The organism is Ruegeria sp. BB5 (genome assembly GCF_056539405.1).
Window position 1 is genome coordinate 107,399 of sequence record NZ_JBQFUX010000008.1, and the last position, 16,012, is coordinate 123,410.

General features: G+C 52.9%; 14 protein-coding genes. 7 read left to right on the plus strand and 7 right to left on the minus strand.

Going from position 1 to position 16,012, the window contains the following annotated elements; all coding sequences use genetic code 11:
* A complete protein-coding gene (locus tag ACR0DL_RS16810) occupies positions 1–1,302 on the plus strand; it encodes a cytochrome-c peroxidase (protein WP_480690307.1) in 1,302 nt (433 codons plus the stop codon).
* Here ACR0DL_RS16810 and ACR0DL_RS16815 read toward each other — a convergent pair whose 3' ends face one another.
* A complete protein-coding gene (locus ACR0DL_RS16815; protein WP_480690309.1) occupies positions 1,303–2,814 on the minus strand; it encodes a CRTAC1 family protein in 1,512 nt (503 codons plus the stop codon).
* Positions 2,804–4,021, minus strand: a complete 1,218-nt coding sequence (locus ACR0DL_RS16820; RefSeq protein ID WP_170362201.1) for an ROK family transcriptional regulator — start codon at positions 4,019–4,021, stop codon at positions 2,804–2,806. The genes ACR0DL_RS16815 and ACR0DL_RS16820 overlap by 11 nt, the downstream gene beginning before the upstream one ends.
* A 151-nt stretch (positions 4,022–4,172) precedes the next feature.
* Here ACR0DL_RS16820 and xylF point away from each other — a divergent pair, with 151 nt between their 5' ends.
* The 4 genes from xylF (at position 4,173) to xylA (ending at position 8,674) form a co-directional block, all read left to right on the plus strand.
* The gene (gene xylF, locus ACR0DL_RS16825; RefSeq protein WP_170553447.1) at positions 4,173–5,192 is read left to right on the plus strand and encodes a D-xylose ABC transporter substrate-binding protein; all 1,020 of its coding nucleotides are present in this window, start codon (positions 4,173–4,175) and stop codon (positions 5,190–5,192) included.
* A 63-nt stretch (positions 5,193–5,255) separates the two neighbouring features.
* On the plus strand, positions 5,256–6,554 hold the full coding sequence (locus ACR0DL_RS16830; RefSeq protein WP_170332141.1) for a sugar ABC transporter permease: 1,299 nt from the start codon (positions 5,256–5,258) through the stop codon (positions 6,552–6,554).
* Positions 6,554–7,357, plus strand: coding sequence for an ATP-binding cassette domain-containing protein (locus tag ACR0DL_RS16835; protein ID WP_170379765.1), 804 nt, complete (start codon positions 6,554–6,556; stop codon positions 7,355–7,357). Before ACR0DL_RS16830 ends, ACR0DL_RS16835 begins: the two co-directional genes overlap by 1 nt.
* A 9-nt stretch (positions 7,358–7,366) precedes the next feature.
* Complete coding sequence (gene xylA / locus ACR0DL_RS16840) at positions 7,367–8,674, plus strand: xylose isomerase (protein WP_480690312.1); 1,308 nt, start codon at positions 7,367–7,369, stop codon at positions 8,672–8,674.
* A gap of 685 nt (positions 8,675–9,359) precedes the next feature.
* On the opposite strand, the gene ACR0DL_RS16845 is transcribed toward xylA, so the two are convergent.
* From ACR0DL_RS16845 to ACR0DL_RS16860, 4 genes are all read right to left on the minus strand, one after another.
* The gene (locus ACR0DL_RS16845; protein WP_480690314.1) at positions 9,360–9,734 is read right to left on the minus strand and encodes a hypothetical protein; all 375 of its coding nucleotides are present in this window, start codon (positions 9,732–9,734) and stop codon (positions 9,360–9,362) included.
* Between the two features lie 75 nt (positions 9,735–9,809).
* Positions 9,810–10,883 carry a DUF4331 family protein gene (locus tag ACR0DL_RS16850; protein ID WP_480690316.1) on the minus strand — a complete coding sequence of 358 codons (1,074 nt, stop codon included), beginning with the start codon at positions 10,881–10,883 and terminating at the stop codon, positions 9,810–9,812.
* Positions 10,884–10,961: 78 nt separating this feature from the next.
* Positions 10,962–11,300 (minus strand): peptide-methionine (R)-S-oxide reductase MsrB, encoded by a 339-nt coding sequence (msrB, locus tag ACR0DL_RS16855; RefSeq protein WP_480690430.1) that lies wholly within the window; start codon positions 11,298–11,300, stop codon positions 10,962–10,964.
* A 375-nt stretch (positions 11,301–11,675) separates the two neighbouring features.
* Positions 11,676–12,569 carry a LysR family transcriptional regulator gene (locus ACR0DL_RS16860; RefSeq protein ID WP_170414479.1) on the minus strand — a complete coding sequence of 298 codons (894 nt, stop codon included), beginning with the start codon at positions 12,567–12,569 and terminating at the stop codon, positions 11,676–11,678.
* 332 nt (positions 12,570–12,901) lie between these two features.
* Here ACR0DL_RS16860 and ACR0DL_RS16865 point away from each other — a divergent pair, with 332 nt between their 5' ends.
* Positions 12,902–13,657, plus strand: a complete 756-nt coding sequence (locus tag ACR0DL_RS16865) for a carbonic anhydrase (RefSeq protein ID WP_480690319.1) — start codon at positions 12,902–12,904, stop codon at positions 13,655–13,657.
* Between the two features lie 346 nt (positions 13,658–14,003).
* Here the strand turns inward: ACR0DL_RS16865 and ACR0DL_RS16870 are convergent, their stop codons facing one another.
* Positions 14,004–14,657, minus strand: a complete 654-nt coding sequence (locus ACR0DL_RS16870) for a GntR family transcriptional regulator (protein WP_170351617.1) — start codon at positions 14,655–14,657, stop codon at positions 14,004–14,006.
* 213 nt (positions 14,658–14,870) lie between these two features.
* On the opposite strand from ACR0DL_RS16870, the gene ACR0DL_RS16875 reads away from it, so the two are divergent.
* Complete coding sequence (locus ACR0DL_RS16875) at positions 14,871–15,956, plus strand: Gfo/Idh/MocA family protein (protein WP_480690321.1); 1,086 nt, start codon at positions 14,871–14,873, stop codon at positions 15,954–15,956.
* Positions 15,957–16,012: the final 56 nt, after the last annotated feature.

The following is a 16,012-nucleotide window of genomic DNA, read 5'->3' on the forward strand; positions in this document are numbered from 1 at the left end:
ATGAGAGCAGTTTCGCTATTCTTGATTATAGGCTCAACAATCTCAATGGTGGACGGTGCGCGTGCCCAATCGCTTGGTCCTTTGCCAGAGTTCCTCGATCCTGACTTTGGAAGTGCTGAGCTGGGGCGTTTGCTGTTCTATGACCCGATTTTGTCTGGCAACAAGAATATCAGCTGCGCGACCTGTCATCATCCCAGGCTTGGCACGTCCGACGGTGTTTCCCTTGGTATAGGGGAAGGGGGAATTGGGTTGGGTCCAGAGCGGACATTGGACCCAGAGAATACCCCGGAACAACGTATTCCTCGAAACTCACCGGGGCTTTGGAACCTTGGAGCCGCTGAGTTCACGACGTTTTTTCATGATGGGCGACTAGAGGTAGACACAACGCAACCTGATGGTATCAGAACCCCGTTGGGTACTCATATGCGGTCTGGTTTCAAGTCCGCGCTGGCCGCACAGGCGATGTTCCCGGTTTTGTCGCCAGACGAAATGGCGGGTCACTATTCTGAGAATGACGTGAGCAAAGCGGTTCGCCTCGGGTTTCTGACACAGCAAGGCGGTGCGTGGGATCTGATTGCAGAACGTGTTGCGGCCATTCCAGAGTACGAGCAGAGGTTTGAGGACTTAGCGCCGGATGATGAAATTACGTTCACGGCAATTGCCAACGTAATCGCGGACTTTATCGCGTTCGAGTGGCGCGCGGATAACAGCCTCTTCGATCGCGCGATGCGAGGTGAGGCTGAATTGCCAGAAGAGGCCGAAGTTGGCATGGGCCTGTTCTACGGAAAAGCTGGCTGCAGCAACTGCCATTCGGGCTGGTTTCAGACGGATCACAAGTTTCATTCGATGGCACTGCCGCAGATCGGCCCGGGAAAGGCGGCGCGATTTGAAAACCATGTCAGGGACGACGGGCGTCTTCGCGTGACCGGTGATCCCGGCGACGCGTTTGCTTTCCGCACGCCATCTTTGCGCAACGTGACTCTGACAGCTCCGTACGGACACAACGGAGCCTACGCTGAACTTGAGGATATAGTACGCCATCATCTGGACCCGGTGGCGTCCTTGCGAAACTACTCGATCGAGATGGCCACCTTGCCGGACTTCCCCGGCTCTGACGACCAAAGGGCAATGTCGGATAATCAGCACTTGGGTGCGATTGCCCAAAGCAACAGCTTGTCGAAAGTAAGCCTGAGGGATCAGGAAATCGACGCTCTTCTCAGATTTCTGGCAAGCCTTGAAGACCCGGCAGAGCGGCTAGGTGTGCCCGACCAAGTTCCAAGTGGTTTACCGGTTGAAAAGTAATCAGCGGTGAAGACGTATGATTTGGTTGGGCTGATAGTCCAACCACTTGCCTTTCGAACCATCCGGCCAGATCATACGAACCTGCACCTGGTCCTCACTCCCGAGCCCAAAATGCTGAAACCCAGCGATGCCACCAGCGTGACCGCCTCCGATTGTTAGCTCGCGGGTCTGAACACCCAGCGAGGTTTTGACTTCAACAAATCCACCAATCGCTGCGTGATTGGATTGATCCTGAGTGACATCCAGCAATAGCCAGTTGCCACCTTGAGAAGTGTTCTGGCTGACTTCTAGCTCAGAACCTCGGTTGACGACCACCAGATCCAGCTTCCCATCGTTGTTCAGGTCAGCAATCGCCGCACCACGAGACTTAGCCATCGAGGCAGCACCGGCATCTGCTGCAGCTTCAATAAACTGTCCGTCGGAGTTCTGTAGTAGTAGGTTATTGGGGTCGTTCAGAGCTGCATCGGGCATCTGTTCTACGTTTCCCTTGGCCACGAAAATATCGTCCCGGCCGTCGTTGTTGAGGTCGCCAAACTGTGCGTGCCACCCGGTGGATGGCCTTCCGTCTCCACCTATATGCGGTCTGTGAGCCGTCGTACCCTTTTCGTAAGTCGCATCGCGCCAGGTCGGGCCGTTTGTCACTGGGTCAAAAATCTGGAGTTTCTGGTCACCCATCGAGGTCAGATAAACTTCGGGAAATCCATCTCCTGTAAGGTCGCGAGAGGCGATCCCCATTCCCCAGATCGAAAATGGAAGCCAGCCTTCGTCTTCCGAGTATTGCCGAGGCTCGGGTTCCATCGCCCATAACTGCTCGTGACCGCCGCGAACATAGTAGTGACGGTCGTTGCTGACGCGAAGATCAGCGCGGCCAGTTCGGGCCCAGTCCGAAAACAAAATAGAAAGTGAGCAGTAGCCGGGCTCAAGATGCAATGGTTCGTGATACAAGTCGCCTTCTGGGCGGTACAAAAGGGTTGGCCCGCAGGATTCAAAAGGACCTTCGGGATCAAATCGATCAACATAAGTGCCAAACGCCAAGGTCGGTAAAGTTTGCCCGCTTTCCCATGTTGCCGAGAAACCTGTGGTCCAGTGATCCTCGGACTGAAACCCGAGTTCCGTGAAAGGGCTGAATTGGCAGTCGGTATCGCCCCGAAGAAGCAGGTCTGGGCCAACACGCAAAATCGCCAAATCCACTATGCCGTCGCTATCAACGTCGAGAGGGTAGGCGCCGGTCACGCCGGCCAGCGAAAGATCTTCAGGCGTCTTTGCCTGAAATGCTATCTGTTCCTTCGAGGTATTGATGAACAGTTGAGACCGGTTGGAACCGCCAGCCAAAAAGAGTTCTGGCAGCGAGTCCCCATTGCAATCGAAAACGGCCACACCACCGCCGACAAAATGCTCCCATCCGCCATCATAGACATGTTTTGGTACATCCACATTTGTAAACTGGGGAATAACAGTGTCCGCATTCGCAACTGTGGCCAAAGTTGCAAATATCGCAAACTCAAGACGCATTCGCCGTCAGCTCCTTGACCTTGAGAATTGAGATTTGTTCAATTCCATAGGCTGCCGCCCCCTTGGCCCACATCATGTCACCCCAGTGATGAACTTTGATCTGGGGCAAAGGTGCATCGACATTCACAACGCCGTTTTGAATGCGGGTCATAACTTCGTTGGAACACAAATGCTCAAAGCTCATTTGTGCCCCCGAGACGATAATGCACTCTGGGTCATACAAGTTGATCAGGTTGGAAATCCCGAGGCCAAACATCTGACCTGCGCGGGCAAGCACTGATGAAGCTCTGTCGTCACCTGAGTTGGCGCGGTCATGTATGTCGGAAACGGTTTCCATGTCGTTGGTATGACCGGTGACTGTCATCTCGCGGATCAAAGCATAGTCGCCCACATAGGCTTCTAGACATCCGCGTTGACCGCATTGGCAAAGGGCTCCGTCAAGTTGAACTTTGGTGTGCCCAAACTCAGCGCCGCAGCCTCGTTCTCCACGGTATAGTTTGCCATCCAATACGATGCCAAGGCCAACACCGTGTTCGATCGTAACAACGAGGAAGTTCTTTAAACCCTTACCCAAGCCAAAAAGCTGTTCGGCCTTGGCGACAAGATTGGCGTCGTTGTCGACGAATACGGGGCAGGGCAGCTCATTTGAAAGCAAGTGGCTGAAATCAATATTTCTCTCAGCAATCGAGGATGACCAGTGGACAAAATTCTTGTTTGCATCGACCAGTCCAGCCACCCCGATAGAAACACCTGCCAAATGAGCGACAGTACGATCGATCTGACTGCAGGTTTCTTCAAGAGCTTCGCGGATCGCCGAAACAAATACTTGCGGCGACATTCTGGCGTGATCCAGAGCATATTTATGGGATGCGATTTCGTTACCTTCAAAGTCGACCAAGATAACGGAGATTACTTGCCGAGCCACCTTGAGGCCGGCCACAAGGTGCATCTGGCCGTCCAATTGCAGCAATACTCTGGGTCTGCCTCTCTTCCCCGACTTTGACTGTGCTTGGCTTTCAGTCTCCTTCACCAGCCCGGCCGAGATGAGATCAGCCGTGGCGGCGGTGACAGTCGCAGGGCTGGTTTGCAAGGCGGATGCAATATCGATCCGCGAGACGGACCCCTTGGCTCTGATGTGCTCCAATACCCGTAAGCGGGTCGTATTTCTTTGTTCCAAAGAAACCGGAGAGGCTTTGCTTTTCAGCATCTTGTCCTCGCGAATCTTGCTGTTGATCCAATCTATTTGAATTTGGGTGCGTCTTGTAGAGTAAATATTTTACCGACTGAAATAAATATGGTATTCAAATTTGTGAGAGCCGCGAATCGAAATGCGATGGCTCGGCAATTGGGAGGAAATCATGAAGAGAATTCTCAGCTTTTCGGCTGTGGCCACTTTGTTGGCTTCGACCGCATTCGCAGAGCCAGTGGTCGGCGTAAGCTGGTCGAACTTTCAGGAAGAGCGTTGGAAAACAGACGAAGCGGCCATCAAATCGGCGCTTGAAGCAGGGGGTGCCGAGTACATCTCGGCAGACGCGCAGTCGTCTTCCGCAAAGCAGCTATCGGACATTGAAAGCCTGATCGCCCAGGGTGTAGACGCGCTTATTATTCTGGCCCAGGACGCGCAGGCAATCGGACCGGCTGTTCAGGCTGCGGCGGACGAAGGTATTCCAGTCATTGCCTATGATCGCCTGATTGAGGACGACCGTGCGTTCTATCTGACCTTTGACAATGTGGAAGTCGGCAGAATGCAGGCCCGGGCTGTTTTTGAAGCCATGCCCAAGGGCAACTACGTGATGATCAAAGGCTCTCCTACTGATCCAAACGCAGATTTCCTGCGCGGTGGTCAGCAAGAGATCATCGGAGCAGCCGTCGACGGCGGTGACATCGTAATCGTTGGTGAGGCCTATACGGATGGCTGGTTGCCGGCGAACGCGCAGCGAAACATGGAGCAGATCCTGACCGCGAATGAGAACAACGTGGATGCGGTTGTTGCGTCAAATGACGGTACTGCAGGCGGTGTTGTTGCTGCGCTGACCGCACAGGGCATGGAAGGCATTCCGGTTTCCGGTCAGGACGGCGACCACGCAGCATTGAACCGTGTCGCACTGGGAACGCAGACGGTTTCGGTTTGGAAGGATGCTCGCGAACTTGGAAAGGCCGCTGGCGAAATCGCTGTCGCATTGAGCGGTGGGACAAGCCCTGCTGATGTCGAAGGCGCAGTTAGCTGGACATCACCGGGTGGGACCGAGATGAACTCGGTTTTCCTAGCGCCTGTTCCAATCACTAAGGACAACTTGTCCGTGGTTGTTGATGCCGGATGGATCCCGCTGGAAGATCTTTGCCAAGGCGTTGAAAACGGACCTGCCCCTTGTAACTAAACCACTCAGCCCTGGGCCTCTTAGTCTGGGCCTGGGGCAAATGCTGAATATGAAAGATCGGAAATGACCGAAACTTCGTCTCAGCCGATACCTGAAAAAGCGAAACCCAGCCTGTTCCAGCAACTGGAACTGGACATGCGACTTTTGGGAATGATCGGCGCGTTTGTCATCCTGTGCATCGGATTCAACATCTTCACAGATGGAAGGTTCCTGACGCCGCGCAATCTATTCAACCTGTCCATTCAGACAGTTTCGGTTGCCATTATGGCATGTGGGATGGTGTTCATTATCGTCACGCGACACATCGACTTGTCGGTTGGCGCGCTATTGGCAACAACCTCGGCTGTGATGGCAATGACGCAAACCGAGCTTTTGCCGCAAATACTTGGGATGGGTTTGAACAACCCGGCAACCTGGGCGATCACAATCGTTGTCGGACTGTTTGTCGGCACACTGATTGGTGCGTTTCATGGCTGGATGGTTGGTTATCTGACGATACCAGCGTTCATCGTTACGCTTGGTGGATTTCTGGTTTGGCGAAACGTGGCGTGGTATTTGACCAGCGGCCAGACGATCGGTCCTCTGGATAGTACATTCCTGATGTTTGGCGGGACCAACGGGACATTGGGAACGACGACAAGCTGGCTGTTTGGATTGTTCGCTACTGCGATTGCCATCTGGGCTTTGTGGAGTGGGCGACGCGCAAAAGCGTCACATGGTTTCCCGGTAAAACCTGTTTGGGCCGAGGCCACTTTGGCCGGGATAATCGCAATCGCCATCCTTGGGTACGTTTACATCGTAAACAGCTACGCCATACCGACGCGCCGACTGCAACGTATGTTCGAAGCGCGCGGAGAGACAATGCCAGAGGGGCTGGTCGTCGGATACGGCATACCAATTTCTGTCCTGATACTAATCATAGTCGCGGTTACCCTGACGATCGTGGCACGGAAAACCCGGTTTGGTCGGTACATCTTTGCCACTGGCGGCAACCCAGATGCGGCAGAGCTTTCGGGTATCAACACTCGGCTGCTGACCGTTAAAATCTTTGCTTTGATGGGTTTCTTGTGCGCCGTTTCCGCGGTGGTCGCCTCGGCCCGCTTGGCAAACCATTCGAACGACATTGGTACGCTCGACGAACTTCGGGTCATAGCCGCTGCAGTGATCGGAGGAACCGCATTGTCGGGCGGCATCGGCACCATCTATGGCGCGATCCTGGGTGCATTGATCATGCAGGCGCTGCAATCGGGCATGGCAATGGTTGGCGTTGACGCGCCGTTTCAGAACATCGTTGTCGGCAGCGTCCTCGTGTTGGCCGTCTATATCGACATCGTTTACCGCAAGCGACTGGGGGCCAAGTGATGCAAGCTCAGGATACTCAGAAAAAACCTTCCGGCACTGGGCGTGGGTCAGGCGCGCCGCCATTGGTCGAGATGCGCGACATCTCGATTTCCTTCGGTGGGATCAAGGCCGTCGACCATGTGTCGGTCGATCTCTATCCGGGTGAAGTCGTTGGCCTGCTTGGCCATAACGGGGCCGGGAAGTCCACTCTGATCAAGGTTCTGTCCGGCGCCTATCAGATGGATCACGGTGAGATCCTGATTGATGGCAAGCCAGTCGAGATTGGCAATCCCCGTGACGCCCGGGCGAATAACATCGAAACGATATATCAGACGCTCGCCTTGGCCGACAATCTGGACGCGACATCGAACCTGTTCCTAGGGCGCGAGATGACGACGCCTTTTGGTTTGGTCAACGACGCAGCCATGGAGGCCGAGTGTCGAAAGATCATGGCTCAGCTCAACCCGAACTTTCAGAAGTTCAACGACCCGGTCTCCGCCTTGTCGGGCGGGCAAAGACAATCAGTGGCGATCGCTCGGGCTGTCTACTTCAACGCACGTATTCTGATCATGGATGAGCCGACAGCAGCGCTGGGGCCGCATGAAACTCAGATGGTGGCGGATCTGATCCACCAGCTAAAGGCGCAAGGCATCGGGATATTTCTGATCGATCACGACGTGCATGCCGTCATGGAACTGTGCGACCGCGCCTCGGTCATGAAGAACGGAAAACTGGTTGGGACGGTCGATATCGCAGACGTAACTGATGACGATCTTTTGTCGATGATCATTCTCGGCAAGCAGCCAGCACAAAAAGCAGAGTAGGGGGCAGAAATGCCAAACGGTTTTTTTGAAGGGATCGAGAAGGTCCAGTTTGAAGGCGTGGACAGCAAGAACCCGTTGGCCTTTCGTCACTACGACCCGGATGAAATCATCATGGGCAAGCGTATGGAGGACCATCTGCGGTTTGCGGTGGCCTGGTGGCATTCATTCGCGTGGGAGGGTGGAGACCCCTTTGGTGGACCTACGTTCGAACGCCCATGGTATCCTCAGGACGATATGGGCCGGGCCCGCCAGAAGGCAGATATTGCATTCGAATTGTTTGAGCTTTTGGGGCAGCCATTCTTTTGCTGGCACGACGCTGATATCCGGCCTGAACAGGGAAATTTTGCCGATAACCTGCGCACATTGGAAGAAATCACCGATTATATCGGTGAAAAGATGCAAGTTTCTGGCACCAAACTGCTTTGGGGTACGGCCAATATGTTCAGTCATCGTCGCTGGATGTCTGGCGCCAGTACCAATCCTGATCCCGACGTTTTTGCGTTCGCTGCAGCGACAGTGAAATCCTGTATGGATGCAACTCACAAACTAGGCGGTGAAAACTATGTTCTGTGGGGTGGTCGTGAGGGCTACGAAACCCTTCTGAACACGGACCTGAAAACTGAATTGGACCACATGGGCCGTTTTCTGAACATGGTCGTAGAGTACAAACATAAGATCGGGTTCAAAGGCACCATTCTTGTGGAGCCGAAACCTCAGGAGCCTTCCAAGCACCAGTACGACTATGACGCAGCTACTTGCATCGGTTTTCTCAGGAAGTATGGGTTGGAGAACGAAGTGAAACTAAATCTCGAGCAGGGCCACGCGATCCTTGCCGGGCATAGCTTTGAGCATGAAATTGCGGTTGCGGCTGCTGAAGGGATGCTGGGTTCGATTGATATGAACCGCAACGACTACCAATCCGGATGGGATACAGACCAGTTCCCGAACAATACACCGGAAGTTGCCCTAGCTTACTATTACATCCTGAAAGCTGGTGGTTTTACCACCGGGGGCACAAATTTCGACGCCAAAATTCGCCGGCAATCGATTGACGCTGTCGATCTGGCGGCGGCTCATATCGGCGGAATGGATATATGCGCACGTGGTTTGAAAGCAGCGGCTGCAATGATTGAAGATGGAGGTTTGGAAAACGCGCTTTCGCAACGCTACTCCGGTTGGAAGTCTCCCAAAGCGGAGTCCATGTTAGGCAGTAGTCTGGATGAAATTTCCGCTCGCGTTTTAAATGAAGGAATAAACCCAGAGCCGCAATCTGGACGCCAGGAAATACTAGAGAATTATGTGAACAGATTTGTCTAACTGCCAAACTTGGGTGTTTTCCACTGCTGGCAAAAGTCATGCCAAGCCGTCTTTGGTGCTGAGGGCACGAATGGAGGTTTTGTTCATAACCCGTCCATATAGACAAAACCCCTCCTTATTATGGTCGAATGGCCTCAATTCGTTTTGGGTCACAAATGCTTGACGTTTGGGACGCAAATGAGTGACGTAAATGACCGATTTATTGAAGTTTTGACCGTCGATTGAGTCAATTTTCAGTGGCGTTCCACATTTCCTTGTCAGGCGACACATAGTTCTGCCACCAGCGACAGAACCTTGCCATTTTCGCCTCACTTCCTTCATCCAGCACCTAGACCGATTTCAATGATCCTGACTTCCCTTTTGGGGAAATCAGGGCTGATTTGCAGATCATACGCCGAAGGCGCCTGTTCCTGCTGATCTGCCACGTGGCGAACGCGGATGGGGGCGAGGCAATGCTATTCGACAATAGTGGTGCGGCCCGCAGGCGCAGCCGAGGACACGGTGTTGCGAGGGGGAAGGCAGTGTCTTACCCCTGATGGCCAGGGGCGTTTGGCTTGTCCAAATCCCGTTGTCTCACAAAACAAAAGCAAGAGCGCAGTACGCTGTGCCACCGTTGGGAACGTTTACCTCAACACTCAGTGGTCGGCAAAAGGTTTGATGTAGCTGTTCTTAGTTCAGAGCGTCGTTAGAGGCTTTGAGCCCAAAGCGGATCTGAGTAATGCCTCAACACTTCGCTAGCTTCGGTTGGCTTTGTAGCCGTGAACTCTTTCACGATCTGCGTGCCATTGGGCCAGGTTCCAGTGGCCATGTATATGGCGAATGCCATGGGTTCGACATAGGTGTCGATGTATTCGCTGGTTGATATCGGAAGGTCATCGATAGTGTTAATCTCACCCTGTGGTATCAAGGTTGTACCAACATTTACCCATTGTCTGTGATTCAAAGGCCGGTTTACGGTTCCATCAGCATTGAAGGATACTGGTAATTGGATCGACTCTTCGGCCATTGATACAACACCAATGCAGATCAGAACGACTGCACCAGCAACAAGCTTTTTCATAACAATTCTCCGGCATAGGTGGCTAACCCGGCCACGATGGTCAGAGGCCGGGAGCATAGATTTACGAAGTTGGAGTTAGTTTGTGGGCAGGATGTATGGGAACTCAGCCGTGTAGCGGTGGCTGTCATCGGCGTTGTCATCGACGGGCACGCCCATCATAAGCTGCAACACAGTGTTCATCGCATCATCTTGCAGCGCGCGGCCGTTCAGATCGTCAACGGCGTAACCGGCTTCTGATCCCGGGCGATAAGTAATCACGTCCGGCATGACCATATCCGCGACTTTCTCCGCGTAGTCCACGCCGTTGCCAACATCTGCTTTGGATGCAGAAACCGCCCAAAACACATTGTTTACGATTGCCTGGCGTCGTTCTTCCACGTCAAGATCCGGTCGGTGTTGCTCATGATCTTCCTGAACCGCTGGCGTGTCGGACAGGAATACGTACGGGAACAGCACGTTGGCATGTCGATCAACCTGGCTCCATTCGCCCTTATGCGGAACTGCCGTTGTCGTGAAAACCTTGATCTCGTCGCTCAGCATTGAGTTCGGGATATCAATGACAATAAAGCTGGAAGTTGCACCCAGGAACAAATCTCCGTTTTCTTGAAAGATTTCCGGCGAAAACGTTCCGCCCTGCTTAGCGGCATTGAACTTGGCCAAACCGACGCCATTACCAAAGAACGGTTCTTCACCGCGTCCGGCCCAGACCCGAATGTCACCAGGCAGCGTTAGTAATTCGCTGATGTTCCCTCCGCCCAGAGTTTCCCCCGTTTCACGAATCTCTGCATTAGGGGAACCGATCTTGTGAGCTTCGATCCTGTCGCCGTCGAAGGTAAATGCAAATGTCATGCCGGTTTCAAAGCTGTCATCCTGCGCAATATGGATATTGTAGATGCCCTCATTGCCGAACGTGACTCCGGCAGGAGAGTCTGTTGAACCTGGCGTGCTTGGGTTTGCGGAGGAAATGATGGTGGTGTAGCCATCATTACTGGATTGAAAGACGTAGGTGTCGTTCAGGTCGTATTCCGGGTATTGCCCCTGCAACCCTGAGATAAAATGCCCTGATGCCAGCGCCATTCCGGTAACGCTTGCCACCGCCAGAGATGCTGTTGAAAAAGTCAGATAAGCAGACCTGGATACATGTTTCATTTTGGTTCTCCCGTGTGATTTTGAAGATTGTGATGCCTGGCATGCCCCAATGCCGCGCATGGCTTTCTGGGCGCAACGTTATGACTGGGGCAGCTCGTCAATTGGCACGAAGCGAATGGCCGAAGACTTAATGCAGTAGATCAACCCGGTGGGTTCCGGCCCGTCCAGGAGCAGATACTCGATGTGCCGGTTTGTTGCTTTGGAACGCAGCAAGATACGTATCGCACCATGTTCGCGTTCGTTGAATTCCTCGATACTTTCTTCCGCTATCGGTCTTAAGAAGCTTGGCCATCCGTTTCCGGCATTATATTTGTCGATTGAGGCGAACAAAGGTTCTCCGCTGGTGGCTTCGACATAGATGCCTACCTCCCAGTGATCCCAAAATTTGTTTTCGAATGCGGCTTCTGCTTCATCCACCGGCAACGGACACCCTCCTGCATTTGAGGCTCTAGGCTCGCCTCAAACCTGCGAACTCTTCGCCGTATTGGATCGCAAGATGGGAAACAGGCTAAAAGCAGAACCTGACCGAAGCGTCTCGCTACAAGTCAATGATGGTTGCATTAACTGCAAATTCCGCGTCGGTTTCGGCTACCCATTAGCAGATGTGTTTTACGATCCTCCTTGAGCCTTACACAGACGCAAGCGTCTGTTGTTGGGCAGATCGTATGCCGCGATTATTTTGAACGGAAATATCGAGTTGATCGAAGACGATAGGCAACGCTTATGGTCACGCCTACACATGCGTGGTGAGTTAAAAGGAAGGTTTTGGGTCAAACTATTTGCCGTCGTGTGTTAGCCGGCTGGCTGATACTCCGGCCATTCATGCGCCTCTGCAAGTTCCGCAAGCGCCTTTAGAGCGGGCGTTGGCGTCGCTTGTCCCACTGTGGCGAAGGAAACTTTTCTTGAAAGTGTGGGTTCGACAATCGGTCGATGCTCCAATTCGGGACGCAAAAGTGAATATCGAGGAATGCAGCAAACCCCCACGCCATCCCTGACCAAACCCTGTATCCAATCCTCTCGTTGACTTCTGAAAGCAACTTCAAGCTCAAGGTCAAGTTCCCGATAAAATTCCAAAACTTCTTCGCGGAATTCGCAGTGAAGCCGTTCGACATATTGCTGCTTGGCAATGTCACGCAAAGGCACTGTGTCAAGTTCGGAAAACGGATGATCGGACGGAAACGCAATGACCATCGGCTCCTCGAACAGCTCAACATAGTCCAATTGCGGATGGGGCGGGCCATGTCGAGCGCAAAAGGCCCCATCCAGAGCGCCGGACAACAACAAATCGGGGATGGAGGCGGGTGCAACGTCATGCAGCAAAATGGAGACCATCGGATATGTGACGCGAAATTCATCCAACATCGGGGCGAGTACACCAGGGCCGACTGTACACATCAATCCAATATTAAGCTCAGCGATTTCCCCAGCATTCACTGCCTTGGCAGTTGCCCGAACCATATGCCGGGTTCGGTCAATCTGTTCAAAATGCGCCCGTAATGATCTGCCAAGCTCGGTCAGCTCATTCTCGCGACCATCTCGGTGGATCAACTCCCCACCTAGCTCGGTTTCCAAACGTTTGATGGCTTGCGTCAACGCCGGTTGTGAAACAAAGCATTGCTCGGCCGCTCGCGTAAAGTTCAGCGTATCAGCGAGTGCCAGAAAGTATCGTACTTGATTGAAATCCATGATGTCCGAATTCCCCGTTTGGCCTTCAAATGTCACGCAGCAGCCACTCGATGGCAAGACACCGCTATGATGTGGCGGGCCCGCCTCCTTTGCGTCAAGTCTCCCGATCCTCGCTTACAAGCAAAATTCAGAGCTCCCGTAGGGAAGTTTATTCGCGCCCGATAAGCAGAGCCTATCGTCTTCGATTAAATCGTTATTTCAAAACGGGTTGCCAAAAAACTAATCTTCCTCGGAAACACCTACGCACGTCGCAGTGGGCAGCGGCAGATCTGTCAGATGCTCGAAGCAAACGGTTAAAAGTAAAGCGAAAGAACAAGCAGGAGTAAAAACTGATGGTACGGCACGCCATGGCGTTCTTGTTGGGTGTGATCTTCATGCTTTCGTCATCACAGCACGCAAATGCGGAAGAAACCAACTGGGGCTACGTCGGCGACACTGGCCCTGAACATTGGGGGGAATTAAGCCCGGCGCTGAGTATTTGCTCTGAGGGTCACGAACAATCGCCAATCGATATCAAGACATCAATGACCGTCAAGGCTGAGCCGCCAGCATTGGTTCTGCACTGGCAGGCGTTCGCTCCAGCGATCATGAATAGCGGGCATTCTCTGGAAATCAGCACTCAAGGCCAAGCAGGTAGCGCCGCCATTGGAAATCGGAAGTACCAATTTGTCCAATTCCATTTCCACCACGGCTCTGAGCACCATATCAACAGCAAGCAGGCGGGTGCGGAAATCCATTTCGTGCATCAATCCGACGAAGGCGATTTGCTCGTAATTGCAGTGCTGGTAGAGACCGGCGCGGCGAATGTTGAAGTGGACAGCTTGCTAGACCACGTCCCAGCCAAGGGGCAATTCGTGAAACCAGAAATTGTGATGTCTCCGGAAAATCTGATACCCGGCCACCCTGCTGGTTATAGATACAAGGGCTCTTTGACCACGCCGGGATGCTTTGAAATAATCACATGGCACGTTGTAAGCGACACGGTTACGTTTTCGCCGGAGCAACTCCAAGAGTTGGGTTCAACATTTCCTTCCAACGTGCGTCCTGTTCAGGAGATAGGACGCAGATATATCCTTGCCACTGACTAAGGCGTTGGCAGCTAAAGCGGCCATTCGTCCCAACGCAATGAGTGGAAGCACTTTCCGCGAGGCAGCCTTTTGTACTCGTTCCACTGAATGGCCACTACTCAATCAGAGATCGCTTCACATAAAACCGCTTCAAGGATGTTCGCGGTTTGTTATGGTGGTGCAAAGCAACCCTTGGTTGCGGAAGCTTAGCGTTCTCATCCTTGTTTAAACGGCTGCCTGATGAAGCGGGTTCGGATGTTGAATCATAAACTTACGGAATTCGTCTGGTAAGCACAGTAATTAAACTTGCCTTTCAGGTCCCGTGCCGCTGATTCAGGTGATGGAGAAAGGCGGCAACAACAGCGAGCTACATAGCCTCCAGCGTATGTGAAAGACCGTTTCGGATGTGATCTACCAACAGCTTCTTAGCGGTGCCCGCGTCTCGGGCCAATGCGGCATCGAACATGCCCTTATGCTCCTTGACGGCCTCTTCGCCGCGATAGGTCAGCACGAGCATCTGATACCGCAAATACTTGTCGTAGATGATCGAGTGCAGAGACAGAAGGTTCTTGGAGTTGCAGGCCGCGATCATCGCTTGGTGAAACTCCCAATCATATCGTTTCCAGGTTTCTTTCTCGGACTCGTCGCCCTTGAGAAGCTGCTGTTCCATCAGGTGCAGTTTGTGGTGCGCGGCAACGAGGTTGCCTTCCCAGTCCGTGTCGCCATTCGCAATGGACAACTCCAACGCGTGGCATTCCAGCAGGACACGCAACTCTGATATCTCGGTCAGGTCCTCGCGGGAAACAGGTGTAACCAGGAACCCCCGTTGTTCCGGGGCTTCGACAAACCCGTCGCTGGCAAGCCTGTTCAGGGTTTCACGAAGTGTCGAAAGGCTTGCTGAGTAGCGCTCTTTCAATGCGTCCAGCTTCAGTTTGGAGCCAGGCTGCAATTCTCCAAAGATAATATCCCGCTTTATGCGCTGATAGGTGCTTGCACCTATCGTAGACGGCTGTTTCGCCATGCGTTTCACCCGATATTTTTAGATTCCTCCTTCAAATACCACTTTACAGAGTTATCAGCAATCCAATGTGATGTATGGTAGAAATAAAAATATCATACATTATTGTGGAATCGCAAAAACCCCAATACGGTCGAGTTCAAGTTGGGCAAAACAGCTCAGTCATAAACATTGGTTTCGGAGTTTCCGAACCCTCTGGAAGGAAGCAAATTGTCAATGAACTTTCGCATTGCCATTGTCGGCATTGGCCTTGTTGGACGCCGCCACGCAGACGCGATCCGCGCGTTGCGTCATGTCGATCTTGTTGCGGTTGTAGATCCCAGTGACGAAGGGCGCACCTACGCTGCGGAGCATGGCGTTGCGTGTTACGAGACCCTCGAGGATATGTTTGCAAATCAGACGCCGGACGGAGCTGTGCTCGCGACGCCCACGACGCTTCACGTCGAACAAGGGCTCACATGTGTTCGGCATGGTTGTCCCGTACTCGTCGAAAAACCGATCGCCGTGGAAGCCTCCGCTGCACTGGAGCTTGTCCAAGAAGCGGAGAAGGCCAATGTGCCACTGATGGTCGGACATCATCGTCGGCACAATCCTCTGATCAAGTCAGCGAAGGAAGCCATTGTCGATGGGAAGATTGGAGATGTGCGCGCTGTCCATGCGAATTGCTGGTTTTACAAGCCCGATGAATATTTTGACGCCGCACCCTGGCGTAAGAAACCCGGTGCGGGGCCCATCTCGGTCAATCTTGTCCATGATGTCGATCTTCTGCGGTACCTGGCCGGAGAGGTCGTGACCGTACAGGCGCAGTCGGCTACCTCGCAACGCGGCTATGACAACGAAGATGTCGCCGGAGCGCTATTGACGTTTGAAAGCGGAGCGATTGGGACCATTAGCGTATCCGACAGCATTGTTGCTCCGTGGAGCTGGGAGATGACGTCTCAGGAATATCCAATCTATCCGTCGACCACTGAGAGTAGCTACATGATCGGTGGCTCTCATGGGTCGTTGTCTGTCCCCGATCTAAGACTATGGGCCTACCAGGGTGAGGAAAGGGATTGGTGGATTCCAATTTCGTCAACCGCGCTGAAGAAGGGTTCCTCTGACCCACTGGTCAATCAACTCGGGCACTTTGTTGACGTTGCTCGGCACGAAGCAGATCCGATTGTGTCCGGATGGGAAGGCTTCAGAACACTTCAAGTCATTGAAGCCATTCAGAATTCCTGCAGAACTGGCGAGACTGTCAAGATAAGAAACCTTCAGGAAATGCAACAACAGAAATTGCAGGTAATGAAAAATATCTGATATTTTGCAAAAAATCTTGCAAAAAGTCCAAAATAGGTCAAAACTCAGAATCGGAA

Bases quoted from the DNA above. Each gene is read 5' to 3' on its own strand.
- ACR0DL_RS16810 (WP_480690307.1), top strand. From the start codon at position 1: ATGAGAGCAGTTTCGCTATTCTTGATTATAGGCTCAACAATCTCAATG.
- ACR0DL_RS16815 (WP_480690309.1), bottom strand. From the start codon at position 2,814: ATGCGTCTTGAGTTTGCGATATTTGCAACTTTGGCCACAGTTGCGAAT.
- ACR0DL_RS16820 (WP_170362201.1), bottom strand. From the start codon at position 4,021: ATGCTGAAAAGCAAAGCCTCTCCGGTTTCTTTGGAACAAAGAAATACG.
- xylF (WP_170553447.1), top strand. From the start codon at position 4,173: ATGAAGAGAATTCTCAGCTTTTCGGCTGTGGCCACTTTGTTGGCTTCG.
- ACR0DL_RS16830 (WP_170332141.1), top strand. From the start codon at position 5,256: ATGACCGAAACTTCGTCTCAGCCGATACCTGAAAAAGCGAAACCCAGC.
- ACR0DL_RS16835 (WP_170379765.1), top strand. From the start codon at position 6,554: ATGCAAGCTCAGGATACTCAGAAAAAACCTTCCGGCACTGGGCGTGGG.
- xylA (WP_480690312.1), top strand. From the start codon at position 7,367: ATGCCAAACGGTTTTTTTGAAGGGATCGAGAAGGTCCAGTTTGAAGGC.
- ACR0DL_RS16845 (WP_480690314.1), bottom strand. From the start codon at position 9,734: ATGAAAAAGCTTGTTGCTGGTGCAGTCGTTCTGATCTGCATTGGTGTT.
- ACR0DL_RS16850 (WP_480690316.1), bottom strand. From the start codon at position 10,883: ATGAAACATGTATCCAGGTCTGCTTATCTGACTTTTTCAACAGCATCT.
- ACR0DL_RS16860 (WP_170414479.1), bottom strand. From the start codon at position 12,569: ATGGATTTCAATCAAGTACGATACTTTCTGGCACTCGCTGATACGCTG.
- ACR0DL_RS16865 (WP_480690319.1), top strand. From the start codon at position 12,902: ATGGTACGGCACGCCATGGCGTTCTTGTTGGGTGTGATCTTCATGCTT.
- ACR0DL_RS16870 (WP_170351617.1), bottom strand. From the start codon at position 14,657: ATGGCGAAACAGCCGTCTACGATAGGTGCAAGCACCTATCAGCGCATA.
- ACR0DL_RS16875 (WP_480690321.1), top strand. From the start codon at position 14,871: ATGAACTTTCGCATTGCCATTGTCGGCATTGGCCTTGTTGGACGCCGC.